We start from the raw sequence: 25,106 nt of genomic DNA, 5'->3' as shown, positions 1-25,106 counted from the left end.
GGCGGCGCGATTCCCGGACGCGGTGGACGGCCGCGGCCCCGCGACGACGCGCGTCGGGCCTGCTCCTCCGGAGGTTCCGGACGATGGCGGGACGGGCGTGGCGGGTCTGGCGGAACTCAGACGTGCGTCACGGGCATACGGTGGCGGCCGCGCAGCCGGCACCGCGCGCCCCGGGACACCGGGATCACGTCGAACCGCGACGGGGGAACGAAGGCGGCGGTGCGGTTGCGGCGCATGGCCCCGTTCCCCTTTCTCTTCACTCGACGACGGGCGCGCGGCGGCTTCCTCTGCGGCGCGCGAGCCGAGTGTAGGCAGCCCGCCCGCTCCGCGGCACCCGAATTACCGCGCCCCTGCGCCGTGTTGCCCCGCTCCTCCTCCCGGACGGCGTGAACGGGTCCGCCACGCGCCCCCGCCCCGCTTGGATCTTCCGTCAACCGCCCCCACCCGGACCGATGATGTGATCTGATCACCACCTTCCTGCCGCTCCGTCCGCTCTCCCGAGGAGAGCTCTGCCGTCGAGGAGTCCTCTCCGTGCTCTCGCACCCCCTTTCGTCCCGCCCCCGCCGGTTCCCCCGGGCCGGCCTGGCCGTCGCCGCGGTCTGTGCCCTCGCGGCGGGGCTCCCCGCCGCCGCCCAGGCGGCCGACGGGCCGGAAACCGCCACGGCCGCCGTGACCCCGCCCCGGGGCAACTCCGGCTTCGACTACCAGCTCGGCGGCGCCTACCCGCCACCGCGCGGGGTCAAGGTCGTGGTCCGCGACCGCTCGGACCGCGTCGCCACCGGCGTCTACAACGTCTGCTACGTCAACGCCTTCCAGGCCCAGGCCGAGGAACTGCGCTGGTGGAAGCGCAACCACCCGAGCCTGCTGCTGAAGGACGCCAACGGCCGGTACGTGGTCGACGAGGACTGGAACGAGGTGCTGCTCGACACATCCACGGCCGCCAAGCGGACCCGGCTGGCCGCCGTCGTCGGCCGCTGGTTCGACGGCTGCGCCCGGAACGCGTTCAAGGCGGTGGAGCCGGACAACCTCGACTCGTACGAGCGGTCCAAGGGGCTGCTCTCCAAGGCGGACAACGTGGCCTTCGCCCGCCTCCTGGCCGCCCGAGCCCACGCGGGAGGCCTGGCCATCGCGCAGAAGAACACCGTCGAACTCGCCCCGCAGGGGCGGCGGATCGGCTTCGACTTCGCCGTGGCCGAGGAGTGCGGACGGTACGACGAGTGCGGCGGCTACGTGAGCGCGTACGGCTCCCGCGTGTTCGTCGTCGAGTACCGCTCCCGCGACTTCACCAAGGCGTGTGCCGCGTGGGGCGACCGGCTGTCCGTCATCCAGCGCGACCGCGACCTCCGGCCCCGCGGCACGACCGGCTACGTCCGCAAGGCCTGCTGACGGCCGGCCGCCGGCACCGTCGGGTCAGAGCGCGGCGTCCACGAGGGCGAAGACCCGGTCCCGCTGGGCCCCGGGGCCGGCCTTCGCGTCCGGACGCAGGGCATAGGCGGCCGGCCGCGGCTGCTCCGCGGAGGCGAACACCCCGCTGGTCCAGCCGCCGAGGGATCCGGTCTTGCCCCAGACCCGGCTGCCGTCCGACAGCCGCACCCGCATCAGGCCGCCCGCGCTGAAGCACGCGGTCCGGGAAGGGCAGCTGGTGTTCCCCGGAGCCCCCGGCACGTCCGGTATCTCGAAGAGGTGCCGCTGCGCGGCCGGGGGCAGCAGTTGCCCGCCCAGCAGTGCGGACAGGAAGCGGTCCAGATCGGCGGTGGTCGACTCCAGGCCCCCTTCCGCCCAGGCCCAGGCCACGTCCCGCTGCGCCGACATGCCGGTGCGGGTCAGCCCCAGGGGCGTCAGGATCCGGTCGGCCAGCACGTCGGCGTACGGGCGGCCGGCCAGGCGCTCCACCAGGACGCCGGCGAGGAAGCTGTTCAGGCCGTTGTACTGCTGCGCCGTGCCAGGCGCCGGTGTGCGGCCGGACCGGCCCCCCGCGTCCCGCGCGAAGGAAGCGCGTACCAGCGCCTCGGGCCCGAGCCGCACCCGGGCCGCCCGGGGCAGGTCGCTGGTGTGGTCCAGCAGCATGCGGATCGTCACCCCGTGGTACGCCGCCGGGACCAGGTCCGGGAGGAACCAGCGCACCGGCTGGTCGATGCCGATGCCCTGCTCGGCGGTCAGGCCGAGCACCAGCGTGTCCGTGAAGACCTTCGTCACGCTGCCGACCGGGAAACGGGCGTCACCGGCCACCGGTCCGGCCGCGCCCGTGAAGGCGGCCCGCGGGCCCCCACCGGACACCCGCACGACGGCGGCGTCCGTGACGTCGTCGGGGAGTCCGGCCAGTAAGGACTTCAACGGCGTGTCACCGGGCCCGGACGACAGCGTCGCCCGCACCGGGACCTCGGGCCCGCTGCCGGCCAGGGCGCCCGTGGTGCTCAGCCCGAGGGCCAGCGTGGCGCAGGCCAGGCCGGCCACGGCGAACCGGCCGACGGGGACGCGGTGCCGGGCCGTGGCCGAGCGGGCGGTCGACGGGGCGGCCGGCGCGGTCGTCGGGGTCGTGCGAGCGGTCGTGGTCTTCGTCGAGGTCTTGGTCGTGGGGGCGTTGCTGCGGGGACGAGCGGTCATCGTGGGCTCCAGGTTCGGTGCGGTGCGGTCCGCCCTCCGGGCCGGTCCGTGCGGTTCTTCTTCGCACCACCAACTCTGACGTCGAACAGCCCCGTTGCTCATCCGTGATCACCCTGACCCGGCCCTGACCCCACCCTGGGGTCCCCCCAGGGGTTCCCCCGGAGCCGCCCCGGCGCCCGAGCAGCCGGCGGCCGGCGGCTGGCGGCCGCTGTCAGCCCCGCCGGTTCTCCTTGCGCCGCACGAACTTCAGCCCCGACCAGTCCTCCCCCAGCGCCGCCACCTTCACGTCGACGACGCCGAGCGGCAGGAACAGCTCCCGCAGCCCGTTCTCGGTGACGTCGCTCTCGTGCCCGGCGGCCCGGCGGGGCCAGGCGATCCACAGCATCGCCGCGTCGTCCAGGTCCCGCACCAGCGCACCCGCCTCGGCGGCCAGGCCGGCGAACTCCCGGTAGAAGGCGACCGTGACGGCCGCGCCCCGGGTGGCCCCGGCGGCCACCCGGCACCCCTCGGGCAGCCCGGGCAGCGGCCAGCCGGCCGGCCCGTGGCGCAGGTGCACCACGTCACCGGCCCTGATGCCGAGCTTCCCGGCCAGTGGCGTGCCCGAGTGGCCGCCGGGCCCGGCGCTCACGGCCGGCCGGCCGTGTCGTCGACGAACATGCCGCCATCCTCCGCGCCACCGCCCGGGAGCGCCCCGCCCGCCACTCCCCCGCCGGCACCGGTCACCCCCACGGCCCACCCCTGCGCCCCGCCCGCAGGCGACGCCCGCACGGCACGCCCGTCGCACCCCCGTCACCCCGCACCGCTGGGACCAGTGCAATGCTGGACCAATGACCGAGAATGGCATGAAACAGGGTCAGATCATTGCCGCGGTGGACGGTTCCGAGCACAGCCTGAAGGCTCTGGAGTGGGCCCTCGCGACCGGCGCCGCCACGGGTGCCGAGGTGGTCGTCGCCCACGTGCTGCCGGACCACGCGCAGGTCTGGCAGGCGCGCCGCACGGCCGTCGTCGGCGAGCCGCCGGAGACCCCGGACCCCGTCACGGAGAACGTCCGGCTCTCCCTGCAGGGCCGCGGGGCCCTCCCCCGGGTCCGGTACGAGAGCCTCGGCGGCGAGGTGCCCGGGGCGCTCAACAGGGCCGCGGAAGGGGCCGGGATGCTGGTGCTCGGCTCCCGCGGCCGGGGCGGCTTCGCCAGTCTCCTCCTCGGCTCCACCAGCCGGTCCTGCACCGCGACCGCGCCCTGCCCCGTGGTCGTCGTACCCCACGCGGCCCGCGTGGCCCCGCCGGAGCCCGCCGACGGGCAGGACGCCGGCGCGGCCGGGACGAACCGGATCCTCCTCGGCCTCGAACCCACCGAGACCGAGGACCAGGTCGTCGACTTCGCCTTCCGGCAGGCCGCGGCCGGCGCCCACGCCCTCACCGCGCTGACCGCCTTCCGGGACCCGGTGGCGCCCCTGCCCCTGATCGGCGCCCCGATGGCCGGACTGCCCGAGGACACCGCGCCGCTGCTCCGCGAGATCGAACGGGCCCAGCACGAGCGGCTGGACCCGTTCTCCCGGAGGTACCCGCAGGTCGTGCTGGACACGCTCGTCGGACCGGGCGACGCGGCCGGTCAGCTGGTGGGCCAGTCGGAGACGGCCGCCCTGCTGGTCGTCGGCCGGCACCGCTCCCGGCTCCGCGCCGACTCCCTGCTCGTGGGGTCGGTCACGAACGCGGCGCTGCTGCACGCACACTGCCCCGTGGCCGTCGTACCGGCACCGGCGTGACGGACCGGCGCCTCCGGGTGGCGTAGCCCGGCGAGCGCGGCCACCGGGGAGTTCCTAGTGTGTGATCATGGCGATCGGTATCTGGTACACCGTCAGAGCGCGCGGGGGGACGGCCCTTTCCCTCTCGTGCGCGGTCCTGCTCTACGCCGCGCCCTCCGCGCCGGCCGCCCCCGACCCCGCAGTCCGCACGGCCGCGGGGGTGCCGGCGCCGCCGCAGGTCTCGGCGGCGGCGTGGATGGTGACGGACGCGGAGAGCGGGGCGGTGCTGGCGGCCCGGGACGCCCACCGGCCGCTGCCGCCCGCGAGCACGCTCAAGACCCTCTTCGCCGTCACCGTCCTGCCGCGGCTGCGCGGCGACCTCGCGCACACCGTCTCGTACGGGGACCTGGCCGGCGTGGCACCCGGAAGCAGCCTGGTCGGCGTCAGGGAGGGGCACACGTACACGGTGGCCGACCTCTGGCGCGGGGTCTTCCTCAGCTCGGGCAACGACGCGGTGCGCACCCTCGCGGGGCTCAACGGCGGCTGGCGGCACACGATCCGCGAGATGCAGACCACCGCCGAGCGGCTCGGCGCCCGCGAGACGGTCGTGAAGTCCCCGGACGGGTACGACGCGCCGGGGCAGACCTCGTCGGCGTACGACCTCACGCTCTTCGCCCGCGCAGGGCTTCGGAACCCCGGCTTCCGGACGTACGCGGCCACCACGGCCGCCCGCTTCCCCGCCGCCGGCGGCCCCCGCTCCTTCGGCATCCGCAACACGAACCGGCTGCTCGTCGGCTCCCACGGCGTGGCCCCGTACCCCGGCCTGATCGGGGTCAAGAACGGCTACACCAGCCGGGCCGGCAACACCCTGGTCTCCGCCGCCCGCCGGGACGGCCGCACGGTCCTGGTCACCCTTCTGCGGCCGAGGAGCAACCGCCACAACGCCGTGTACGAGGAGAGCCGCGCCCTGCTCGACTGGGGCTTCGCGGCGGCTCAGCGCGCCCGCGGGGCGGTGGAGCGCCTGCCGGACCCGGCCGACCCGCCCGGCAGCACGGGGGCGGCGGGCCCGCAGGCCGCATCCGGCACGCCGGGTGACGAGGAGTCAGGGGGTCTGGCCTGGCCCGCGACGGCGGGCGGCGCGGCCCTGCTGCTGGGCGCCTTCTTCCACCGCCGCCGCACGGTCGCCCGCCGCATGGCAGCCCGCCGCGCCGCACGCGAAGCCTGACCCGGCCGCCCCGCCCGTCGCGAGGCCCGGCCTCCCCGCCCCGCCGTCGCGAGGCCCAGCCACTCCGCTTCCCCGCCGCCCCGCCCCGGCGCCCCGCCGTCCACGGCGGGGCGACAGGTCCAACTCGGCATGCGGTCTTGCTCGTTGAGCACACGCGCCCCAACAATGCACATGACAATCGGAGGACCTCCGGTTGGACTGACATCAGAGGGGAACCCCCACATGAAGAAGCCTCTCGCCAGTGCCCTGCTCGCCCTGCTCCTCACGGGAGCGGCAGCGGCGCCGGCCGTGGCCTCGGCACCCGCGGACTCGGCCACGCGCGCCGGCACGTCCGCCGCCGCCCCGGCCGCCAGGGACACGGCAGCGGCGGCGGTCGCGGTCAACTTCGCGGGCACCGTCGCGCTCAGCAACTGCTCCGGATCCCTCGTGCGCATGCCCGCCTCGCAGCCGGGCGACCCCGCGCTCGTCCTCTCCAACGGCCACTGTCTGGAGACCGGCTTCCCGGCCGCCGGCGAGGTCGTCAAGGACCGGGCGTCGAACCGTTCCTTCACGCTGCTCACCGCGTCCGGTGCCCGGGCCGGCACCGTCCGCGCCAGCAAGATCGCGTACGCGACGATGACGGACACCGACATCTCGGTCTACCAGCTGACCAGGACCTACGCGCAGATCCAGAGCCAGTACGGGATCAGCCCGCTCACGCTCAACGACGCCCACCCGGTGCAGGGCACCGCGATCAAGGTGGTGTCGGGCTACTGGAAGCGCATCTACAGCTGCAACATCGACGGCTTCGTGTACCGCATGAAGGAAGGCGAGTGGACCTGGAAGGACTCGGTCCGCTACACCTCCTCCTGCAACACCATCGGGGGCACCTCCGGCTCCCCGGTCGTCGACACCACCACCGGCAAGGTCGTGGCCGTCAACAACACCGGCAACGAGGACGGCCAGAGCTGCACGGTGAACAACCCGTGCGAGATAGACCAGAACGGGAACGTGACGGTCCGCCAGGGCATCAACTACGCCCAGCAGACGTACACCATCGTCGCCTGCGTCGGCCCCGGCAACGTCTTCGACCTCAACCGCCCCGGCTGCGTGCTGCCCAAGCCGTAACGGCAGCACTGCCCGGTCCGTACGTCCGTTCGTCCGTACGGCGGCATCCTGGCGTGGCGGCCGGGCCGCGGGGGCGGGGCGCTGTGGAGTATGTCCATGGCGACTCACCCCCTGCGGCCCGGCCCCCCTCCCCCGGCCCGCGCCGAAGCACCGCCCGCCGACCCCCGCCGCTGGTGGATCCTGGCGGTGATCGGGCTCGGCCAGCTGATGGTCGTGCTGGACGCGACCATCGTGAACATCGCCCTGCCCTCCGCGCAGGCCGGCCTCGGCTTCTCCGACGCCCAGCGGCCCTGGGTGGTCACCGCGTACGCCATGGCCTTCGGCAGCCTGCTGCTGCTGGGCGGCCGGCTCGCGGACCTCTTCGGCCACCGGCGGGCCTTCCTCACCGGCCTCTGCGGCTTCGCCCTCGCCTCCGCGCTGGGCGGGGCGGCCGGCGGATTCGGGGTCCTGGTCACCGCGCGGGCGCTCCAAGGCGTGTTCGCCGCGCTGCTGGCCCCCGCCGCGCTGGCCCTGCTGACCACCACGTTCACCGAACCCGCGGAGCGCGGGCGGGCCTTCGGGGTGTTCGGGGCACTGGCCGGGTCCGGGGGCGCGGTGGGGCTGCTGCTGGGCGGCGTCCTCACCGAGCACCTGAGCTGGCGCTCCACCCTGTACGTGAACCTGCCCCTGGCCGCCGCCGGCGTCGTCGGGGGTCTGCTGCTGCTCCGGCACCGGCCGCCGGGCCCGCGTCCCGCGCTCGACCTGCGGGGCGCGGCGCTGGCCTCGTGCGGGGTGTTCTGCCTGGTCGAGGGGCTGGGCCGGGCGGGCTCCGGCGGCTGGACGGCGCCGCGCACCCTGCTGCTGATGGCCGCCGGGGGGCTGCTGCTGGGCGCGTTCGCCGCGTGGCAGCGCCGGGCGGCGAACCCGCTGCTGCCGCCACGGGTGGTGCTGGACCGGGTGCGCGGGGCGGCGCTGCTGTCGGTGTTCGTCACCGGGGTGGGGATGTTCGGGGTGTTCCTGTTCCTCACATACTACCTGCAGGAGATCCGCGGGTACGGCCCCGCGCGGACCGGACTGGCCTTCATGCCCATGTCCGCGTCGATCCTGCTGAGCGCGCTGGGGAGCAACCGGGGCGTGTTCACCCGGCTGGGTGCCCGGCCGCGGATCCCGGTGGGGATGCTGCTCGCCGCGGCGGGGCTGGCCGGCATGACCCATCTGGCGGTGGACAGCCCCTACCTGACGCGGATCATGCCGCCCCTGGTGGTGATGGGGCTCGGGATGGGGCTGATCATGTCGGCCTCGATGAACCTGGGGACCGCCGGGATCGAGCCGCGGGACGCCGGGGTCGGTTCCGCGGCGGTCAACACGATGCGGCAGGTGGGCGGCTCCGTGGGCACGGCGCTGATGAGCACGCTCGCGGCCGGTTCCGCGGCGGCCTACCTGCGGGGCCGGCCGGCCACCGGCGAGCTGGCCGCGGAGGCCGCCGTGGCGGGGTACCACACGGGGTACGCGGTGGCCGCCGGGATCTTCGTCCTCGGGGCGGCCGCCGTCTGGTGGCTGCTGCCGGCCGGTCTGGTGATGCGTCCGAAGGGGCACGGGCCGGGCGGCCCGGGGCGGGGGCCCGCCGGGGCCGGAGTCGCCTCCGGCCCCGGACAGGGCCGCGCGGCCTCAGGGGCAGCCGGCGACTGAGCTGCGGATGCGCTCACCGGTCGAGGCGTGGGCGAACTTGCAGGTGTCGGCGCCGGGGCCGCCCTCGAGCTGGCCGTAGCCGGGGCCGATGGTGAGGACGGTGTCGGCCGCGCCGCGGATGGTGTCCTTGCCGGGGCCGCCCTGGACGATGCCCGCGGACTCGGCGCCGACCGACTTGGGCTCGATGACGTCGTCCTCGCTGCCGCCGAGCACGCGGCCGCCGAGGTCGACGTTGCCGGTGCGGATGACGTCGGCGCCGTCGTTGCCGAAGACCTGGCCGCCGCCGCGCTGGTACTCGCCCGGCTGGCCGAGCACGCTGCCGGTGGTGATCTTGTCGTCGCCGTGGTCGCCGTGGACGGTGGCCCCGTGCTCGGCGGTGCCGACCACGAGGGCCGTGATGATGGTGTCGTTGCCCGCGCCGCCGCGGACCATCGAGTCGCCCTTGCGCGGGTAGAGGTTGTTCACCTGGAGGGTGTCGTCGCCCTCGCCGCCGAGCATCTCGCCGTCGACGAGGAGGCCCTTGATGCGGATGTTGTCGTTGCCGGCGCCGCCCCAGATGATGACGTTCTCGACGTCGCCCTCGCACAGGATGGTGTCCGGGCCGGAGGTGCCGTTGACGTTCCCGGGGGGCGCCTCGACTCCGTTGACGTAACACCAGTGGGCGGGCAGGGCGGCGGCAGCCTGGGCCGGGGACGCCGCGAGCGCCGCCGTGACGACGACGCAGGCGGCCAGGGCGGGCAGGGTGGTGCGGATCGCGCGATGCTGACGCGGCACAGTTACTCCCGTACGTGGGGGGTGTGGGGCCCGGTCAGTGTGGACCGTCAGGCCCGGCCGGTCGGGGGAGGCACACCGGGGAAGCGGACGCGCGTACTCCGAAAGAAAGGCCCCGGGCCCGTGCCGCGGTTCAGTGGTGGGAGCCCGAGCGCCAGGAGTGGCAGGGGCGGAAGGGGGCGCTCAGGGGGGTGTCCCAGCGGGCCCGGTGGGCGTGGTGGGCGCGGGCGCCCCGGTGGTGGTGCCGGGACGCCTCGCGTGAACGGGCGAGCAGGGTCAGCGCCAGCAGCAGGGCGGCGAGCTCCGCCTCGCTGGGTGTCCCGCGTACGACGCGTACGTGCGCGTCGCCGTCGGGTATCACCAGGTCACCGGCAGGGCCTTGGGCCCCCGGATCAGGGCGCCCTCCTGCCATTCGAGCTGCTCGGGCGGTACGGCCAGGGCGAGGCGCGGGTACCGGTCGAGCAGCGTGGCCAGCATGAGCTCCGACTCCATGCGCGCCAGCATCGAACCCACGCAGTGGTGGGGGCCGTTGCCGAAGGACATGTGGGCACTGGGGCCCCGGTCGAAATCGAGGGTGTCGGGGTCGTCGAACACGGCCGGGTCGCGGTTGGCGGCGAGGAACGAGGTGTAGACGGCCTCACCCTCCCGGATCAGCACGCCGCCGACCTCCACGTCCGCGACGGCGATGCGCGGGATGCCGACGCCGCTGCGGTGCGGGATCCAGCGGATCAGCTCGTCCACGGCCTGCGGGATCAGCTCCCGGTCGGCGCGCAGCCGGGCCAGCTGCTCCGGACGGGTGAGCAGCACGTACACCATGTTGGCGCTGTTGTTGCGCACGGCGTGGGCGCCGCTCACCAGGATGGCGGTGGCCAGCGACACGGCTTCCTGCTCGCGCAGTTCACCCGTCTGCGTGGCGTGGGCCAGGACGCCCGCGAGGTCCTCGTCGGTGGGGTGGGCGCGGCGCTGTTCGAGCAGGTCGACGATGGCGGCGCGGACGGTGGCCATGGCCTTCTTGCTGCTCTCGGGGGCCGGACCGGGGGACATGATCAGGTTGGCCCAGCCGGTCATCTCCTTGCGGTTCTCCTCGGGGATGCCGAGCAGGTCCGCGACCACTGCCAGGGGGAACGGGCCGTGCAGGTGTTCCACCAGGTCCGCGGGCGAGCCGTGCTGCTCCATGGCGTCGAGCAGCCGGTCGGCCGTCCGCTGGGCCAGGGGCTGCAGGCGCTGCATGCTGCGGCCGGTGAAGGCCCGGGCGACGACCCGGCGCATGCGGTTGACCTCGGGCGGGTCGGCGTAGTTGAGCGCGGCGTGCTTGGAGGCGATGGCGTGCGGCGAGGAGCTGGTGACCGCGCGCTCGACCAGGGCCTTCCGGCTGAACCTGGGGTCGGTGGTCACGAGTTTGACGTCCGCGTAACGGGTGACCAGCCACGCGTCCCCGTCGCCGTACGGGAGCCTGATGCGCGCGACGGGCTCCTCGCGCATCAGCCGGCTCAGGAAGGGGTCGAAGTCCAGCGCCTGGAGGTCCTCCAGCGGCCAGAAGTGCGCGTTCTCGTCGACGGCGCCGTCGACGGTCTCGGAAGTCGTCATGGGGTGGGGCTCCCACGGTTGCAGTTACGAGCGGTGAGCGCCTTCGAGCATTCCACTGCCGGCGGCACCCCACCCGTCCGGCTGAGCCAGGCGGGTGCACCCCCGGATCGCCCCTCGTCCGGGGGGAGTTCTCCAACGAGCGGGAATGCGGAAGGTCGGTGAGCCTGTGGGGAGGAGCAAGAGAAAGGCACCCCCATGGCCACTCTGTGTAGACCTGCGGTGTCCGTGCCCGAGCACGTGATCACCATGGAGCAGACCCTCGAACTGGCCCGGGAGGTCCACAAGGACCACCCGCAGCTGGAACTGGCCCTGCGGCTCATCCGCAACACCGGCGTGGAGAAACGGCACATCCTCCAGCCGATCGAGGAGACCCTCCGCCACCCGGGGCTGGACGAGCGCAACGCCCTCTACGAGGTGCAGGCCAAGGCGAGGGTTCCGGCGGTCATCCGCGAGGCGCTGAGCGCCGCGGAACTCGAACCCGCCGACATCGACGTGATCATCTACGTGTCCTGCACGGGCTTCATGATGCCGTCGCTGACCGCGTGGCTGATCAACGAGATGGGCTTCAGGACCGACACCCGGCAGGTGCCGATCGCCCAGCTGGGGTGTGCGGCGGGCGGGGCCGCGATCAACCGGGCGCACGACTTCTGCACCGCGTACCCGGGGTCCAACGCCCTCATCGTGGCCTGCGAGTTCTGCTCGCTGTGCTACCAGCCGACCGACCTCACGGTCGGGAACCTGCTCTCCAACGGCCTGTTCGGGGACGGTCTCGCGGCGGCGGTGGTGCGCGGCGAGGGCGGTCACGGCATCCGGCTGGAGCGCAACGGTTCCCACCTGGTGCCGCACACCGAGGACTGGATCGCGTACGACGTCCGCTCGACCGGCTTCCACTTCAAGCTGGACAAGCGCGTGCCGGGGACCATGGAGCCCCTGGCGCCGGCCCTGCAGGAACTCGCTGGGCTGCACGGGTGGGACGCCGCCGACCTGGACTTCTACATCATCCACGCCGGCGGGCCGCGGATCCTGGACGACCTGAGCAAGTACCTCGGGGTCGCCCCGGAGGCGTTCCGCTTCAGCCGGGCCACGCTCACCGAGTACGGCAACATCGCCAGCGCGGTGGTCCTGGACGCCCTGCGCCGCCTGTTCGACGAGGGCGGCGCCGCGCACCAGGCCCGCGGTCTGATGGCGGGCTTCGGCCCGGGCATCACGGCCGAGATCTCGCTGGGCCGCTGGCAGATCCCCGACCCGACCTTCGCAGCGCAAAGGAACTGAACACATGCTGGAGGCGACCGCTCCCCCGACCGGGCCCGTGCCGTTGCGCTCGTGGCCCGCGCAGCACCTGGCCGGGGTCGACTTCGACCCGGTGCTGGCGGAGCTGATGCGCGAGGGGCCCATCACCCGGATCCAGCTGCCCAACGGCAGCGGCTGGGCCTGGCTGGTCACCCGTTACGAGGACGTGCGGATGGTGACCAACGACCCCCGGTTCAGCCGGAGGGCGGTCGTCGCGGCCGACGTCACCCGGCTGGCCCCCCACTTCATCCCCGCCGAGGGGGCGGTCGGCTTCGCGGACCCGCCCGACCACACGCGGCTGCGCAGGGCCATCGCGCCCGCCTTCACCACCCGGGGTGTGGAGACCCTGCGCACGCGCGCCCAGGCGATGCTCGACGAGCTGGTGGACGGCATCCTCGCGGACGGGCCGCCGGCCGACCTCACGGAACGGCTGCTGGCCCCCTTCCCGCTCGCCGTGGTGTGCGAGCTGATGGGCGTGGCCGAGCGGGACCGGGCGATGGTCCACGAGTGGACCGCGCTGATCCTGTCCTCGACCGCGGGTGCCGAGGCGAGCGAAGCGGCCAAACGGAGCATGTGCGGCTACTTCGAACGGCTGGTGCGGGAGCCGGGCGACACCCCGCGGGAGGGCGTCATCGCGCTCCTGGCGGCGGCGGTCGCCGCGGGCGAGGTCACCGAGACGGAGGCCGTGGGGCTCGCCCTGCTGCTCCAGATCGGCGGCGAGGCGGTCACCAACAACACCGGCAACATGGTGTACATCCTGCTGAGCCGGCCCGGGGTCTGGGACCGGCTGCGGGCCGAGCCGGAGCTGCGGCCGACCGCCGTCGACGAGATGCTCCGCTACATCCCGCACCGCAATTCCGTGGGCCTGTCCCGGATCGCCACCGAGGACCTGGTGCTGGCCGGGCAGCCGGTCAGGGCCGGGGAGGCGGTGTACGTGTCCTACCTGGCCGCCAACCGGGACCCGGAGGTCTTCGAGCGGCCGGAGGAGCTGGTCCTGGACCGCACCCCGAACCCGCACGTGGCCTTCGGCTACGGTCCGCACTTCTGCCCGGGCGCGATGCTGGCCCGGCTGGAGCAGGAGCTGATCGTGTCCGCGCTGCTGGAGCGCTTCCCCGGGCTCCGGCTGGCCGTGCCGGAGGACGAGCTGCGCTGGCGTCCGGGAGCGCTGATCCGGGGCCCCGAGGCCCTGCCGGTGGCCTGGTGACCGGGCTGCTGGTGCCGCCGGGGCACGGCCGGAACCTGCGTTCGGCCGTGCAGGAGGTCACCTTCAAGGTCACCGGGGAGCACTCGAACGTGGCCTCGTGCTTCGAGGTCGTGGTGCCGCCGGGCTTCGACGTGGGTGCCCACGTCCACACCAACAGCGAGGAGTTCTTCTACATCCTCGACGGCGAGCTGGAGGTGATGGCCTTCGAACCCCGGGTGCGCACGTCGTCCGACTGGCGGACCTGGCACGCGGCCGACGGCCGGCGGCCCGTGACGGCCGGCGAGGGCACCGTCATCGTGGTGCCGCCGGGCTGCCCGCACGCGTTCGCCAACCGCTCCGGCAGCCCGGCCCGGATGTTCTTCCAGGCCTCGCCGCCGCCCGACCACGAGCGGTACTTCGAGGAGCTGTTCGCCATCCTCAACTCACCCGGACCGCTCGACCACGAGGCCATCGCGGACCTGCGGATCCGGTACGACATCGAGCAGCTCACCCCGATGCGGCACGCCACCTGACCGGCCGCCGCGCTCGCGGGGCCCCGCGAGCGCGGCTCGGCTAGGGTGATTCGAGAGATGTGCGCCTCCGGCGTTAGGTCGATGCATTGGACACTTACCGGTCGACGAGTGAGGTGCCGGAGCAGCCCCTGACAGCGGTCGGCTACGCGGGCGTGCTCCGCGAACTGCTGCCCATCGCCCTCTGGCGGGAGGACGCCGAGGGGCGGGTGGCGGAGTGGTCGCTGGCGGCCCAGGACCTGCTCGGACACCGCCCCGAGGAGGTGCTCGGCCGGTCCGCCGCGGAGGTGCTCGTACCGGAGGGCAACTGGCAGCTCGCCGAGGAGCTCACGCGCCGCGTGCACGCGGGCGAGACCGTGGTCGGCACCCTGTCCGTGCGCCACCGCGACGGCCACCCCGTGACCATGGAGATGTGGATCGTCCCGGCCGTGGACCGCGGCGGCCGGCCCGGCACCCTGCTGATCGCCGTCGAGACCTCCGAGGTCCTGCGCATGCGGGACTCCCTGGCCGCGCTGGAGAGCCTGTTCACCCAGTCCCCCATCGGCCTGGCCACGCTCGGCCCCGACCTGCGGTTCCTCCGGGTCAACGACGCGCTGGCCCGGATGAACGGCGTCCCCGCCGAGGAGCACCTCGGGCGCCGGCTGACCGAGGTGGTGCCCGGGGTGAACGCGGCCGCCCTGGAGGCGATGATGCAGCGCGCCCTGGACCGGGGCGAGGCCGTGGTCGACGCCCGGCGCACCGGGCGCACGGCGGCCGACCCCGACCACGACCGGACCTGGTCCTGTTCGTACGCGCCGCTGGTCGACGGCGCGGGGCGGCGGCTCGGCGTGATCGCCTCGCTGATCGACATCACGGAGGGCCAGCGGGCGCTGGTCGAGGCCGAGCGGGCCCGGCACCGGTTCGCGCTGCTCGCCGAGGCGGGCACCCGGATCGGCACCACGCTGGACCTGCGCCAGACCGCCGAGGAGGTGGTCCAGGTGCTGGTGCCGCGGCTGGCCGACTCCGCCGACGTCCTGCTGCTGGCCTCCGTGCTCGACCCCGACGACGCCGGCGCCAACCCGGGCCTGCTGCGCCGGCTCGCGGTGTCCTTCCCCGACCCCGCGGCGCCCACCGCCAAGCTGGCCGCCGGCCAGACCTTCCAGGTCCCGATCGGCTCGGTCTACGAGGAGGGCATCACCGAGGGCCGGCCGATCAACCTGTTCCGGGCCGACGTACGGGAACTGATCAAGGACCCGCGCGCCGACGAGCTGCGGAACTACCTCATGGAGCGGCTCGGGGCGGCCCGGCTGATCCCGCTGGTGGCCCGGGGCCGGGTGCTGGGGGCCGTGACGGTGACCCGGGTCGTCGAGCGCGAGCCGTTCGACGAGCAGGACTTCGTGCTGCTGGACGAGCTGGTCGCGCGGGCCGCCCTCAACATCGACAACGCCCGGATGTACATGAGCCAGCGCGAGGCCGCGCTGACCCTCCAGCGCAGCCTCACCAACAGCGCCCTGCCGGAGGTGACCGGGCTGGAGCTCACCGGCCGGTACCTGCCCGCCAGCGACCACGACGTGGGCGGCGACTGGTACGACGTGATCGGCCTGCCCGGCGGCCGGACCGGACTGGTCATCGGCGACGTGATGGGCCACGGCATCCACGCGGCCGCCGTCATGGGCCAGCTCCGCACGGCGGTGCGCACCCTGGCCCGGCACGACATCCCGCCGGAACGGATGCTGCGCTCGCTGGACGCGGTGGTGGCCGACCTGGGCGAGGACGAGATGGCCACCTGCGTGTACGCCGTCCACGACCCGGCGACCGGGGAGTGCGTGATCGCGCGGGCGGGCCATCCGCCGCCCGCCGTGGCCCTGCCGGGCGGCGCGGTGACGTTCCTGGACGGTCCGCCGGGGACGCCGCTCGGCACGGGCGGCCAGGACTTCCGCACCCAGCGGGTCCAGCTGCCGCCCGGCAGCGTACTGGTGCTGTACACCGACGGCCTGATCGAGAGCCGGGACCGGGACCTGGACCAGGGCATGCTCCAGCTGTCGCGGGCGCTGCGCGACCTGGAGCGGCCGCTGGAGGAGGTCTGCGACGGCATCCTCGGCCGCCTGCTGACCGGGGTCGCGGGCGACGACGTGGCGGTCCTGCTGGCCCGCACCCCGGCATCGGGGGACGCGGACAAGGCCTAGGGTCGGGGCATGACCTCACTCGTGCAGCCGCCCTTCGGGAACTTCGACGCCGCCCACCCCGCCCTGGAGGTCGCCGACCGGCTGGCGGGCCCGGTGGCCCGGGCCCTGGCGGACTGGGCGGACACCGGGGCCGCCGGGTCGGTGCTGTACGTGGAGACCGACCCGGAGAAGGCCGACACCTCGGTCTTCGCCGAGGCGTACCAGGTGCCGCTGGAGGCCTCCGCGAACTGCGTGGTGGTCGCCGCGAAGCGGGGCGGCGAGACCACGCTGGCCGCGTGCCTGGTCCGTGCCGACATGCGGCTGGACGTGAACTCGGCCGTCCGCAGGCACCTCGGGGCGCGCAAGGCCTCCTTCGCGCCGATGGACACCGCGGTCGCCGAGACCGGCATGGAGTACGGCGGGATCACGCCGGTCGGCCTGCCCGGCGGATGGCCGCTGCTCGTCGACGCGGCCGTGGCCGGGGCGCCGTACGTCCTGGTCGGCAGTGGCAGGCGGCGCGGCAAGCTCATCCTGCCGGGCCGCGCCCTGCCCCTGCTCCCCGGCGCCACGGTCCTCCCGGACCTCGCCTCCTGACCATTCCCGGCCCGGGCCCGGGCCGGCCGGACACGGCCTAGCGTCCGGGCTCGCCCGCCGCGGCCTCTCGCCAGCGCGGAGCCTCGTCGTCCGGGGTGTCCGGGCTCGCGAAGTGGAAGGGAACCGACAGGTGGGCGGCCAGCGCGCCGCCGGCCCGGGCGGCGGCCACGCCCGCGGGATGGCGCCGCCCGTGGTCCGCGTCCTCGCCGAGGTACCGTGCGGCCGTCCGCCGGTAGACGGTCGCCACGCCGTACTCGCCCGCCGGGTCGGCGGTGAGGACCAGCAGGCGCACGAACCAGTCGTTGACGGTGTCACCGTCCCAGATCGCCTCGACCGCCGCGATGGGTCCCGGAAGGCCACCGGCGCGGTAGGCCAGCGACTCGAGGTCGAGGGGACTCAGCGGCTCACGGGCGATCCGGTCGCCGTAGTGGGCGTAGCGGTCGCCGACGATCTGCTGGGCGGTGCCGATGCCCACGTCGTCACGGAGCCGCCCGAGGTCCGACACGAGGCGGATCGCCGCGAACCAGGCGTCCCGGAGCACGTATCCGTCGATCTGCTCGCGGAGCCCCGCCGGCAGCCGGCCCCACCACGCATCGCGTTCCGGTTTCCTCATCATGCAGGCCCCCGTTTCCCGTCGGGGCCCCGACGAGGCCCCCTGCGGCACAGTAGGACGGCCGGCCCCGCAGCGCCAGCACGAAGATCCGCAACCGGTCACGGCGGGGGCCGGTGGCCCGACGCGGCGTCGGGGACCTGGTCGCCGGGGCGGGGCACGCCCGACGCGGTGCGGGCCATCGCCCCCTTCCACTAAGGCCGTTGGGACGGGGAGGCCCGGGCGCACCGGGCCGCCGAGGACGGCCGGCGCAACGGCGCGGCCGCCGCCCGTCGTCGTCGCCGCGTACGCCGCCCCGTTCCCGGCGGCGGGGTTCACCGTGCTGGCGGGCGGCGGCCACTTCCCGTGGCTCGACGACCCGGCCCGGTTCCGCGCCGCCCTCGCGGACTTCCGCGGCCGAGTCCGCCCGCCCCGGCAGGCTTCCCGGACGGTCGGGACGCCTGCCCCATGCGGCCGGGACGGCGCCGCTGCGAAGGTGTGCGGGCCGTCGGGGTCCACCGGCGGCGCACGACCTCGTGGGGGGATCGACATGACGGCAACCGGCCCGGCGCAGATCGTCTGGGACATCACCTACTCCTGTCCCCTGCGCTGCACGCACTGCTACTCGGAGTCGGGCAGGCGGCCCTCGCGCCAGCTGGACCGTGCGGAGCTGCTGCGCGTGGCCGACGGCCTGATCGAGCTGGGCCCGGCCAGCATCGCGCTGGCGGGGGGCGAACCCCTCCTGGTCAAGGGGGTGTTCGAGGTGGCGGAGCGGCTCGCCGGCGCCGGGATCGAGGTGATCCTCTACACCGGCGGCTGGTCGCTCTCCCCCTGGATGACCGATCCCATCTCCCGGCTGTTCTCCCGCGTGAGCGTGAGCCTCGACGGCGCGACCGCGGAGGTGCACGACCGGATCCGGGGCCGCGCCGGCTCGTTCGACCGGGCCATGAAGGCCCTCGGCCTGCTGGACGCCGCCGCCCGCGAGCGGCGCGGCAGCGGCGAGCGCGAACCCTGGCTGGGCATCGACTACGTGGTCGTGCGGAGCAACTTCCACCAGCTGGAGGAGCTCTGCACGACGGTCTCCGCCCGCTTCCCCGAACTCGGCTTCGTCTTCTTCGGCGCCGCCGTGCCCGCCGGGCTGGCCAGCCGTGCCGGCTTCCAGGAGCACGAGCTGATCTCCGACGCCCAGGCCGTCGAACTCGCGGACGGCGCGCGGGCCGCCCGCTGCCAGGCCCTGGTGCCCGACACCCTCCGGATCCGCACGACCGACAACTCCTTCCTCTGGATGTACGACGTCGCGACCGGCCCGGGCGGCGGTTTCCACGCCCTCCAGGTCGAACCGGACGGCGCGGTGCGGGCGATGCCCATCTACGAGGGGACCGTCGGCAGCCTGCTGACCGATCCGCCCGCCGAACTGTGGCGGCGCGCCGTCGCGCGCTGGAGCGACCCCTTCGTGGTCGAGACCCTCTCCCCCGTCGCCACCATGGCCGGCTGGGCCCGGGCCACCCGCGCGGTCGACCGGCGTTTCGCCGCGCCCGAGGACCTCGACCGCATCGCGCGCCGCCCCCTGTTCGCGGCACCGCGCGCCTGACGGGCGGGGGACACGATGGACACGATCCCTGCCGGCGCGTCCGACGGCCCACCGTCCGACGCGCCCGACGGCCCGCTCGCCGACGTGGTGCGCGCCCGGCTGGACCGGGCCGGCGCGACCGGCTGGCGGGTGCAGACCGGCGGGTTCTGGTGCCGGGTGAACCCGCCGCGCCACCGGCACCGCGTACAGGGCTGGAAGCTGCACCTGTCCGCCACCCCGCTCTCGGCGCCCGAGGTGCTGGACCGCGCGGCACGGGTGCTGATCGGGCACGGCTGCGCCTTCAAGTTCGCCGCGACCGTGGACGGCGTGCGGGAACTGGGGTCCCGGCACGCGCCGCGCGGGGGCGGCGGCAAGTTCCTGACCGTGTACCCCGAGGCGGACGAGGTGCGGCTGCGGGACCTGGCGGCGGAGCTGCACACCGCGACCGAGGGACTGCCGGGCCCCGGGATCCTCTCCGACCGGCGGTACCGCCCCGGGAGCCTGGTGCACTACCGCTACGGGGCGTTCACCGGCGTGCCGGTGCTCGGGAACGACGGGACGTACGAGGCGGCGCTCCTCGCCCCCGACGGGACCCTGGCCCCCGATCCGCGGGAGGCCTGGTACGCGCCGCCGGCCTGGGCGCCGCGCGACCCCTTCGCCGCCGGGGACGGGGCCGGCGTACGGCGTCCGCGGCCCGGGGCGGTGCTGCTCGACGGACGGTACGAGGTGCGGAAGGTGGTCCGGCACTCCTTCCAGGGCGGGGTCTACCGGGCCGTGGACCGCACGAGCGGCGCCGACGTCGTCGTCAAGCAGGGGCGGGCGCACGCCGCCGCGGACCTGACGGGCCGTGATGCCCGGGACGCCCGGCGGCACGAGGCCCGGATGATGGAGCTGCTCGCGCACACCGGGGTGACGGCGCGCCCGCTGGGGCTCTTCGAGCAGCAGGGCGACCTGTTCCTGGTGCAGGAGGCGGTGCCGGGGACCACCTTGCGGCGCTGGGCGGCCGACAGGGCCCGTCCGGACCAGGAGAGTTGGGGGCCCGGTGTCCGGTCCGCAGTGCGGCTCGCCCGGGACCTGACGGCGGCCGTGGCCGCCGTGCACGCGGAGGGGCTGGTGCTGCGGGACCTGACCCCCTCCAACGTGATGGTCACCCCGGAGGGCTCGGCCCGGCTGATCGACCTGGAGCTGGCGGTCCGGCCGGGCGCGCCGGTGGTGCGCTCGGGCACGCCCGGCTACCTCGCGCCGGAGCTGCGGCGGGCGCCCGCGTTCGGCCCGGCCCCGGGCCCCGCGGCGGACCTGTACGGCCTCGGCGCCACCCTCTTCTGCCTGGTCACCGGACTGGACCCGGTGCTGCCGGCCGACGAGCCCGAGGTGCGGCCGGTCCGGGAGCGGATCGGCGAGTGGCTGGACCTGCTGGCCCCCGGCAACGCCGCGGCCCGCGCGCTCGGGCCGCTGGTCGCCGCCCTGCTGGACGACGACCCGGCGCGGCGCCCGGACCCGGAGGCGGTACGGGCACGGCTGGGCGCGGTACGGGCGGAGGAGGAGGACCGGGCCGACCCGGTGCGGGCGGCCTCCGGGGGCTTCGGCGAGGACGAGCTGAAGCGGGCGGTGACCGACGCACTGGAGCACCTGCTGGCCACGATGGACCCGGCGGACGCCGACCGGCTCTGGCCGACCGGCCCGTTCGCCGGCCGGGCCGACCCGTTCACGGTCCAACACGGTGCCGCCGGCGTCCTGGGCGTGCTCGTCCGCGCGGCGACCGCGACCGCCGCCGGCACCGACACCCGCACCGGCACCGCCGCCCCCGATCCGGCGCTGCGCGAGGCCGTCGCCACGGCGGCCGGCTGGATCGGGCGGCACGTGCACCGCGAGCCCCGGGCCCTGCCCGGCCTGTACTTCGGCCGGTCCGGCACCGCGTGGGCGCTGCTGGAGGCCGGCCGGCTGCTCGGCGACCCGGCGACCGAGGCGCTGGCCCGCGAACTGGCCCTCCGGGTACCGGTCGTGTCGCCGAACCCGGACGTCTGCCACGGCACGTCCGGGGCGGGCCTCACCCAGCTGCGGTTCTGGGAGGCGACCGGGGACGAGCGGTTCCTGGCGCGGGCCCGGGAGGCGGCCGACGCGGTGGCCGGTGCCGCCGTGGAGCGGGACGGCGGGGTCCGCTGGACGGTACCGGCCGGCTTCGACTCGGCGCTCGCGGGGGTCAGCCACTACGGGTTCGCCCACGGGGTGGCCGGCTGCGGCACCTTCCTGCTGGCGGCCGGCCGGAGCACCGGGGAGGAGCGCTACCTGCGGCTCGCCGGAGCGGCTGCGCGCACCCTGGCCGGTGCGGCCCGGCTGGAGGGCGGCGCGGCGTACTGGCCCGCCGACGACACGCGGGCGGCGCACCGGACGCACTGGTGCAGCGGGTCCTCCGGCATCGGCACCTTCCTGCTGAGGGCGGGCGTCGCGAACGGTGACGGCGCGCTGCTGTCCCTGGCGCGCCGGGCGGCCGAAGCCTCGTACCGCACCCGTCGCCACGCCTCGCCCGCGCAGTGCCACGGCCTGGCCGGCGACGGGGACTTCCTGCTCGACCTGGCCGACGCCACCGGCGAGGAGTCCCACCGGGAGCGGGCCCGCGAGCTGGCCGCGTTCGTGCGGGTGCGGCACGCCCTGCGCGACGGCCGTGCGGTGGCGCCCGACGAGACCGGCGCGGCGGTCGTGGCCGACTACGGCACCGGGCTGAGCGGCGTCCTGGCCTTCCTGCTGCGGCTGCGGCACGGCGGCCGTCGCCTGTGGCTGCCGGACGCGGCCCTCTGAGCCCCGCACCGTCCGCGGCTCCGGGCCGCCGGCGGTGCGGTGACACCCGTCCGACGAGTGGAGGGAAGGAGGTGAACACCATGGAGCAGCTCGACCTGGAGGTCGGCGTGGAGGCCCTGCAGTGGCTTCAGGAGGAGGAGTCCGACAGCGCCCTCTTCCCCTGCACGGTCACCACGACCTGTGACTTCAGGACGCTCTGACCGTCCCCCGGCGGTACGGCTCCCCGCGGCGCACGCCGGCCGCGGAGAGCCTTACCCGTGCCCGGACCGGTAGTCGGACGCCTGCCCGGATCAGTGGTCGCACGCGTGCCCGCCCCGGTGGTCGCACGCGTGCCCGGCCGTCCGTTCTGTCCGGGCTGTGCGGGTGAAGCGGCGGAACCCCGGCGGGTCCGCGTCGTTGGTCACGGCGCCCCAGGAACGGGGCCCGTGACGAGGAGAAAGACCCAAAATGTTCAAGAAGATCATGCTCACCGCCGTTGCGACCGCCGCGGTGGTCGGCACGGGCGCCGCCGTGGCCGCTCCCGCGATGGCCATCGGCAACGACGACGGCGTGAAGACCGTCAACGGCAACGGGGCGGAGCAGGTCTACGGCAACCAGGCCACCGAGGGCCTCATGAGCCCGCAGGCCGCGCTGATCCAGGGCACCGCGAACAAGCTCTGCCTCGGCGTGCCCGCGAAGGTCAACGCGCAGTCCCTGGTGGCGGTCCTCGCCAACGTCGGTGTCCAGGACATCCCGGTCCTGTCCGCGCCGCAGACCCAGCAGTGCGCCGAGAACTCCACCCAGGCCAAGGGCGACGAGCCGATCTCGCACATCGCGAACGACCTGTCGGTGCTGGCCGGCAACGGCGCCGTCAACAGCTGACGAACGGCTGTCCCGGACGCGGCAGACGGGCGTCCGGCGGGCCCCGGCGACGGTTGCGCACCGTCGTCGGGGCTCCGGCGTTCCCGGGAGCGGTGGCCCCCGGGTTCCCGGGAGCGGTGGCCCCGGCGTTCCCGGGTACGGGGCCCCGTCGGCGGGGTCAGATCTCCCCGTCGGTCTTCAGCTCCAGGCGGACGTTGCTGTCCGCGGTGCCGTTGTTGGTCACGCAGGCCGTGTAGTAGCCGGCGCCGGGGAAGTTGCCCCAGGAGGAGCGGAGTTCCGCGGCCCAGGCGGTGACCAGGCCCGGGGAGCCGGCGACGGTGACCCCGTTGTACTGGAGCTTGAACTTCGCGCCCTGGCCGGTGGCCCGGCCGTCCGCGCGCACCTGGTACCCGGCGTACTGCTGGACACAGCGCTGCTCGCCCGGGTGCAGGGTGCCGCCGTAGAACTGGCTGGCGGCGGCCGGCCCTGCGGTGCTCAGCAGGACAGCGGCGCAGGCGGCCGCGAAGCCGGTGGCGAAGGCGGACCGCTTCAGCGCGGAGTTCCCGGGCACGGACCTCTTCGTCGCGGTGGTGTTCATTTCGGGTGTCCTTCCTGGTGGGAGGTGGTGCCCGGGGTCCTGGCCGGTTCCCCCTGGCACTGCTCACGGTAGGAGCGGCCGCTGTCCGTCCGACACGCCGAAAAGGGGTCAACTCCCGCTCAATACCTGGTCATCGGGTCCGTTTCCGGTCCGGGCGGTGGTATCACCGGAGAGGGGGAGGCGAGGGGATGACCACGACACGGCTGGCCGACCGGTTCGCCGAGGCACGGGCGCGGGGGTTCGTCGGGCGGTCTGCGGAGACCGTCGTCTTCGAGCGGATCCTGGCGTCCGGCCTGGGGGCGGTGGTCCACGTGCACGGCCCGGCGGGGATCGGCAAGACCACGCTGCTGCACCGGTTCGCCTGGCTCGCGGGCCGGGCGGGGCGGCCGGTGGTGTCCGCGGGCGGCGCGGACGCGGAGGGCCGGCGCGTGGGGCCGGGCACGGTGGTGGTGGTCGACGCGGAGGGGGCCGAGGCGCTCGCGGAGCGGCTCCTGGAGGAGGTGCCGGCGGACACGGTGCTCGTACTGGCCGGCCGGGAGGCACCGCCGCTGGCCTGGCGCACCGACCCGGCCTGGCAGGGGCTGCTGCACGCGCTGCGGCTGGGGCCGCTGCCGCCGGAGGAGAGCCGCGAGCTGCTGCGCCGCCGCGGCGTGCCGGACGACGAGCACGGCCGGGCCCTGGAGTTCGCACACGGGCATCCCCTGGCGCTGGCACTGATCGCCGACGTACGGGCGCAGCGGCCGGGGAAGGACCCGAGCCCGGGGCAGCCGGCATGGGTGGTGACCACCCTGCTGGAGGCGCTGCTGGACGCCGTGCCGAGCCCCGCGCACCGGGCGGCGCTGGAGGCCAGCGCCCAGGTGCTGGTCACCAGTGAGCCGCTGCTGGCGGCGCTGACCGGGGTGCCGGACGCGCGGGACCTGTTCGACTGGCTGTGCACCCTGTCGATCACGGAGTACGGCAGCCGGGGCATCCACCCGCACGACCTGGCCCGGTCCGTGCTGGACGCCGAGCTGCGCTGGCGGCACCCGGGCCGGCGGGCGGAGCTGCGGCGCCGGGCCGGCGCGTACTACCAGCAGCTGTTCACGGACGGGGACCGGGCGCGGCAGCGGACGGTGCTGGCAGACTTCGCCTACCTGCACCGGGACAGTCCGCTGGTGGGCCCGCTGCTGGCGCCGGTCACGGGCGGTGCGGCCGGAGCGGCGCGGCTCGACGCGCTGTCCATCGCGCCCACGCGGGAGGCCGACCTGCCGGCCGTGCTGGCGATGGCGGAGGCGCACGAGGGCGCGGACTCGGCCCGGCTGCTGGCCCGTTGGTGGGGGCATCCGGCCGCCTCGTGGGGAACGGTCAGCGCGGACGGGGAGGGCCCGGTGGGCTTCTACCTGCTGCTCACCCTCGGCGACGCCGGCCCGGCGGAGGCGGCCGGGCCGGGCCACGCCGGGGACCCGGCGGTGCGGGCGGCCCGGGGCTGGCTGGCGGGAGCGGGGGCGCTGCGGGCCGGGGAGCGGGCGCTGCTGGTGCGCAGCTGGCTGGCGCGGGACGGCTACCAGGACGTGTCGCCCGTCCAGACCCTGATCACCCTGCGGCTGACCCACCACTACCTCACGGACCAGCGGCCGGCGGTGACACTGCTGCCGTTCGCGGATGCCGGGTTCTGGGCGGCGGGGTGCGCGTACACCGACTTCCGGCGGGTGCCGGAGGCGGACTTCGCGGTGGGCGGGCGCGGGTACGGGATGTTCGTCCACGACTGGCGGGTCACTCCCCCGCTGGCCTGGCTGGGGCTGCTGACCGAGCGGGAGTCCGCACCCGATCCCCTCGCCGTGAGCCCGCCAGCGACGCCGGTGCCGCTGCGGGTGCTGGACCACGACGCGTTCGCCGAGGGGGTGCGGGAGGCGCTGCGCGGGCTGGGCCGGGCCGGGGGCCTGCGGGACTGCGTACTGCTGCGCTCCCGGCTGGTGGCGGACCGGGCGGGGACGGAGGCCGGGCCGGACGAGCGGGCCGCGGCGCTGGCGGGCGTCCTCCGGGAGGCGGCCGCGGAGCTGGAGGCGGCACCGCGGGACCGCCGGGCGTACCGGGCGCTGCACCACACGTACCTCCAGCCCGCCGGCACCCAGCAGCGCGCGGCGGACCTGCTCCGCCTCCCGATGTCGACGTACCGCCGCCACCTGGCCGCCGGCGTGGAGCGGCTGACGGAACGGCTGTGGGAGCGGGAACTGGAGAGCTGACCGGTGCCTGGGCGTGCCGTGAGGCGGGCGGGGGATGCCATGAGGT

At 75.2% G+C, this 25,106-nt stretch carries 21 protein-coding genes; 14 read left to right on the top strand and 7 right to left on the bottom strand.

Annotated features, from left to right (window positions below; translation table 11 throughout):
- The first annotated feature begins 531 nt into the window (after positions 1-531).
- The gene (locus tag ACIQUQ_RS04160; RefSeq protein ID WP_403971096.1) at positions 532-1,386 is read left to right on the top strand and encodes an endo alpha-1,4 polygalactosaminidase; all 855 of its coding nucleotides are present in this window, start codon (positions 532-534) and stop codon (positions 1,384-1,386) included.
- 24 nt (positions 1,387-1,410) lie between these two features.
- Here ACIQUQ_RS04160 and ACIQUQ_RS04155 read toward each other — a convergent pair whose 3' ends face one another.
- Together ACIQUQ_RS04155 and ACIQUQ_RS04150 are read right to left on the bottom strand one after the other, a co-directional pair.
- Positions 1,411-2,604 carry a serine hydrolase domain-containing protein gene (locus tag ACIQUQ_RS04155; RefSeq protein ID WP_403971094.1) on the bottom strand — a complete coding sequence of 398 codons (1,194 nt, stop codon included), beginning with the start codon at positions 2,602-2,604 and terminating at the stop codon, positions 1,411-1,413.
- Positions 2,605-2,815: 211 nt separating this feature from the next.
- The gene (locus tag ACIQUQ_RS04150) at positions 2,816-3,232 is read right to left on the bottom strand and encodes a DUF3052 domain-containing protein (protein ID WP_403971092.1); all 417 of its coding nucleotides are present in this window, start codon (positions 3,230-3,232) and stop codon (positions 2,816-2,818) included.
- A 199-nt stretch (positions 3,233-3,431) separates the two neighbouring features.
- On the opposite strand from ACIQUQ_RS04150, the gene ACIQUQ_RS04145 reads away from it, so the two are divergent.
- From ACIQUQ_RS04145 to ACIQUQ_RS04130, 4 genes are all read left to right on the top strand, one after another.
- Positions 3,432-4,367 carry a universal stress protein gene (locus ACIQUQ_RS04145; protein WP_403971090.1) on the top strand — a complete coding sequence of 312 codons (936 nt, stop codon included), beginning with the start codon at positions 3,432-3,434 and terminating at the stop codon, positions 4,365-4,367.
- A 67-nt stretch (positions 4,368-4,434) separates the two neighbouring features.
- Positions 4,435-5,571 (top strand): D-alanyl-D-alanine carboxypeptidase family protein, encoded by a 1,137-nt coding sequence (locus ACIQUQ_RS04140; protein ID WP_403971088.1) that lies wholly within the window; start codon positions 4,435-4,437, stop codon positions 5,569-5,571.
- Positions 5,572-5,793: 222 nt separating this feature from the next.
- Positions 5,794-6,678, top strand: coding sequence for a serine protease (locus ACIQUQ_RS04135; protein ID WP_403971086.1), 885 nt, complete (start codon positions 5,794-5,796; stop codon positions 6,676-6,678).
- Positions 6,679-6,774: 96 nt separating this feature from the next.
- Entirely contained in the window at positions 6,775-8,346 is a 1,572-nt protein-coding gene (locus ACIQUQ_RS04130) for a DHA2 family efflux MFS transporter permease subunit (RefSeq protein ID WP_403971084.1), read from the top strand.
- Here the strand turns inward: ACIQUQ_RS04130 and ACIQUQ_RS04125 are convergent.
- The 3 genes from ACIQUQ_RS04125 to ACIQUQ_RS04115 form a co-directional block, all read right to left on the bottom strand.
- Complete coding sequence (locus ACIQUQ_RS04125; RefSeq protein WP_403971082.1) at positions 8,326-9,120, bottom strand: hypothetical protein; 795 nt, start codon at positions 9,118-9,120, stop codon at positions 8,326-8,328. The two genes, ACIQUQ_RS04130 and ACIQUQ_RS04125, sit on opposite strands and share 21 nt — an antisense overlap.
- A 130-nt stretch (positions 9,121-9,250) precedes the next feature.
- Positions 9,251-9,478 carry an acyl-CoA carboxylase epsilon subunit gene (locus tag ACIQUQ_RS04120; RefSeq protein WP_403971080.1) on the bottom strand — a complete coding sequence of 76 codons (228 nt, stop codon included), beginning with the start codon at positions 9,476-9,478 and terminating at the stop codon, positions 9,251-9,253.
- Positions 9,475-10,704 (bottom strand): cytochrome P450, encoded by a 1,230-nt coding sequence (locus tag ACIQUQ_RS04115; protein ID WP_403971078.1) that lies wholly within the window; start codon positions 10,702-10,704, stop codon positions 9,475-9,477. The genes ACIQUQ_RS04120 and ACIQUQ_RS04115 overlap by 4 nt, the downstream gene beginning before the upstream one ends.
- Positions 10,705-10,899: 195 nt before the next feature.
- On the opposite strand from ACIQUQ_RS04115, the gene ACIQUQ_RS04110 reads away from it, so the two are divergent.
- The 5 genes from ACIQUQ_RS04110 (at position 10,900) to ACIQUQ_RS04090 (ending at position 16,445) form a co-directional block, all read left to right on the top strand.
- Complete coding sequence (locus ACIQUQ_RS04110; protein WP_403669712.1) at positions 10,900-11,976, top strand: type III polyketide synthase; 1,077 nt, start codon at positions 10,900-10,902, stop codon at positions 11,974-11,976.
- 4 nt (positions 11,977-11,980) lie between these two features.
- Positions 11,981-13,198, top strand: coding sequence for a cytochrome P450 (locus ACIQUQ_RS04105; RefSeq protein WP_403971076.1), 1,218 nt, complete (start codon positions 11,981-11,983; stop codon positions 13,196-13,198).
- Entirely contained in the window at positions 13,195-13,710 is a 516-nt protein-coding gene (locus ACIQUQ_RS04100; protein ID WP_403971074.1) for a cupin domain-containing protein, read from the top strand. The genes ACIQUQ_RS04105 and ACIQUQ_RS04100 overlap by 4 nt, the downstream gene beginning before the upstream one ends.
- 86 nt (positions 13,711-13,796) lie before the next feature.
- Positions 13,797-15,872 (top strand): SpoIIE family protein phosphatase, encoded by a 2,076-nt coding sequence (locus ACIQUQ_RS04095; protein ID WP_403971072.1) that lies wholly within the window; start codon positions 13,797-13,799, stop codon positions 15,870-15,872.
- A 9-nt stretch (positions 15,873-15,881) separates the two neighbouring features.
- A complete protein-coding gene (locus ACIQUQ_RS04090; RefSeq protein WP_403971070.1) occupies positions 15,882-16,445 on the top strand; it encodes a YbaK/EbsC family protein in 564 nt (187 codons plus the stop codon).
- Between the two features lie 37 nt (positions 16,446-16,482).
- On the opposite strand, the gene ACIQUQ_RS04085 is transcribed toward ACIQUQ_RS04090, so the two are convergent.
- A complete protein-coding gene (locus tag ACIQUQ_RS04085; protein ID WP_403971068.1) occupies positions 16,483-17,061 on the bottom strand; it encodes a hypothetical protein in 579 nt (192 codons plus the stop codon).
- A 523-nt stretch (positions 17,062-17,584) separates the two neighbouring features.
- On the opposite strand from ACIQUQ_RS04085, the gene ACIQUQ_RS04080 reads away from it, so the two are divergent.
- The 3 genes from ACIQUQ_RS04080 to ACIQUQ_RS04070 all read left to right on the top strand — a co-directional run bounded on the left by ACIQUQ_RS04080 (position 17,585) and on the right by ACIQUQ_RS04070 (position 22,261).
- A complete protein-coding gene (locus tag ACIQUQ_RS04080) occupies positions 17,585-18,625 on the top strand; it encodes a radical SAM protein (protein ID WP_403971066.1) in 1,041 nt (346 codons plus the stop codon).
- Between the two features lie 15 nt (positions 18,626-18,640).
- Positions 18,641-21,400 (top strand): class IV lanthionine synthetase LanL, encoded by a 2,760-nt coding sequence (lanL, locus tag ACIQUQ_RS04075; protein WP_403971064.1) that lies wholly within the window; start codon positions 18,641-18,643, stop codon positions 21,398-21,400.
- A 447-nt stretch (positions 21,401-21,847) separates the two neighbouring features.
- The gene (locus ACIQUQ_RS04070) at positions 21,848-22,261 is read left to right on the top strand and encodes a rodlin (protein WP_403971062.1); all 414 of its coding nucleotides are present in this window, start codon (positions 21,848-21,850) and stop codon (positions 22,259-22,261) included.
- Between the two features lie 157 nt (positions 22,262-22,418).
- On the opposite strand, the gene ACIQUQ_RS04065 is transcribed toward ACIQUQ_RS04070, so the two are convergent.
- Positions 22,419-22,838, bottom strand: a complete 420-nt coding sequence (locus ACIQUQ_RS04065) for a hypothetical protein (protein ID WP_403971060.1) — start codon at positions 22,836-22,838, stop codon at positions 22,419-22,421.
- Between the two features lie 188 nt (positions 22,839-23,026).
- Here ACIQUQ_RS04065 and ACIQUQ_RS04060 point away from each other — a divergent pair, with 188 nt between their 5' ends.
- The gene (locus tag ACIQUQ_RS04060; RefSeq protein ID WP_403971058.1) at positions 23,027-25,060 is read left to right on the top strand and encodes a hypothetical protein; all 2,034 of its coding nucleotides are present in this window, start codon (positions 23,027-23,029) and stop codon (positions 25,058-25,060) included.
- The last annotated feature ends 46 nt before the right edge of the window (positions 25,061-25,106 follow it).

It is taken from the genome of Streptomyces sp. NPDC101118, assembly GCF_044759445.1.
Classification (GTDB): domain Bacteria; phylum Actinomycetota; class Actinomycetes; order Streptomycetales; family Streptomycetaceae; genus Streptomyces.
This window is presented reverse-complemented; position numbering and strand designations above follow the sequence as displayed.

What these genes read in the sequence shown, in the direction of transcription:
- ACIQUQ_RS04070 (WP_403971062.1), top strand. Translation starts at nt 21,848, where the DNA reads ATGTTCAAGAAGATCATGCTCACCGCCGTTGCGACCGCCGCGGTGGTC.
- ACIQUQ_RS04065 (WP_403971060.1), bottom strand. Translation starts at nt 22,838, where the DNA reads ATGAACACCACCGCGACGAAGAGGTCCGTGCCCGGGAACTCCGCGCTG.
- ACIQUQ_RS04105 (WP_403971076.1), top strand. Translation starts at nt 11,981, where the DNA reads ATGCTGGAGGCGACCGCTCCCCCGACCGGGCCCGTGCCGTTGCGCTCG.
- ACIQUQ_RS04115 (WP_403971078.1), bottom strand. Translation starts at nt 10,704, where the DNA reads ATGACGACTTCCGAGACCGTCGACGGCGCCGTCGACGAGAACGCGCAC.
- ACIQUQ_RS04110 (WP_403669712.1), top strand. Translation starts at nt 10,900, where the DNA reads ATGGCCACTCTGTGTAGACCTGCGGTGTCCGTGCCCGAGCACGTGATC.
- ACIQUQ_RS04085 (WP_403971068.1), bottom strand. Translation starts at nt 17,061, where the DNA reads ATGATGAGGAAACCGGAACGCGATGCGTGGTGGGGCCGGCTGCCGGCG.
- lanL (WP_403971064.1), top strand. Translation starts at nt 18,641, where the DNA reads ATGGACACGATCCCTGCCGGCGCGTCCGACGGCCCACCGTCCGACGCG.
- ACIQUQ_RS04080 (WP_403971066.1), top strand. Translation starts at nt 17,585, where the DNA reads ATGACGGCAACCGGCCCGGCGCAGATCGTCTGGGACATCACCTACTCC.
- ACIQUQ_RS04145 (WP_403971090.1), top strand. Translation starts at nt 3,432, where the DNA reads ATGACCGAGAATGGCATGAAACAGGGTCAGATCATTGCCGCGGTGGAC.
- ACIQUQ_RS04130 (WP_403971084.1), top strand. Translation starts at nt 6,775, where the DNA reads ATGGCGACTCACCCCCTGCGGCCCGGCCCCCCTCCCCCGGCCCGCGCC.
- ACIQUQ_RS04060 (WP_403971058.1), top strand. Translation starts at nt 23,027, where the DNA reads ATGACCACGACACGGCTGGCCGACCGGTTCGCCGAGGCACGGGCGCGG.
- ACIQUQ_RS04155 (WP_403971094.1), bottom strand. Translation starts at nt 2,604, where the DNA reads ATGACCGCTCGTCCCCGCAGCAACGCCCCCACGACCAAGACCTCGACG.
- ACIQUQ_RS04135 (WP_403971086.1), top strand. Translation starts at nt 5,794, where the DNA reads ATGAAGAAGCCTCTCGCCAGTGCCCTGCTCGCCCTGCTCCTCACGGGA.
- ACIQUQ_RS04090 (WP_403971070.1), top strand. Translation starts at nt 15,882, where the DNA reads ATGACCTCACTCGTGCAGCCGCCCTTCGGGAACTTCGACGCCGCCCAC.
- ACIQUQ_RS04140 (WP_403971088.1), top strand. Translation starts at nt 4,435, where the DNA reads ATGGCGATCGGTATCTGGTACACCGTCAGAGCGCGCGGGGGGACGGCC.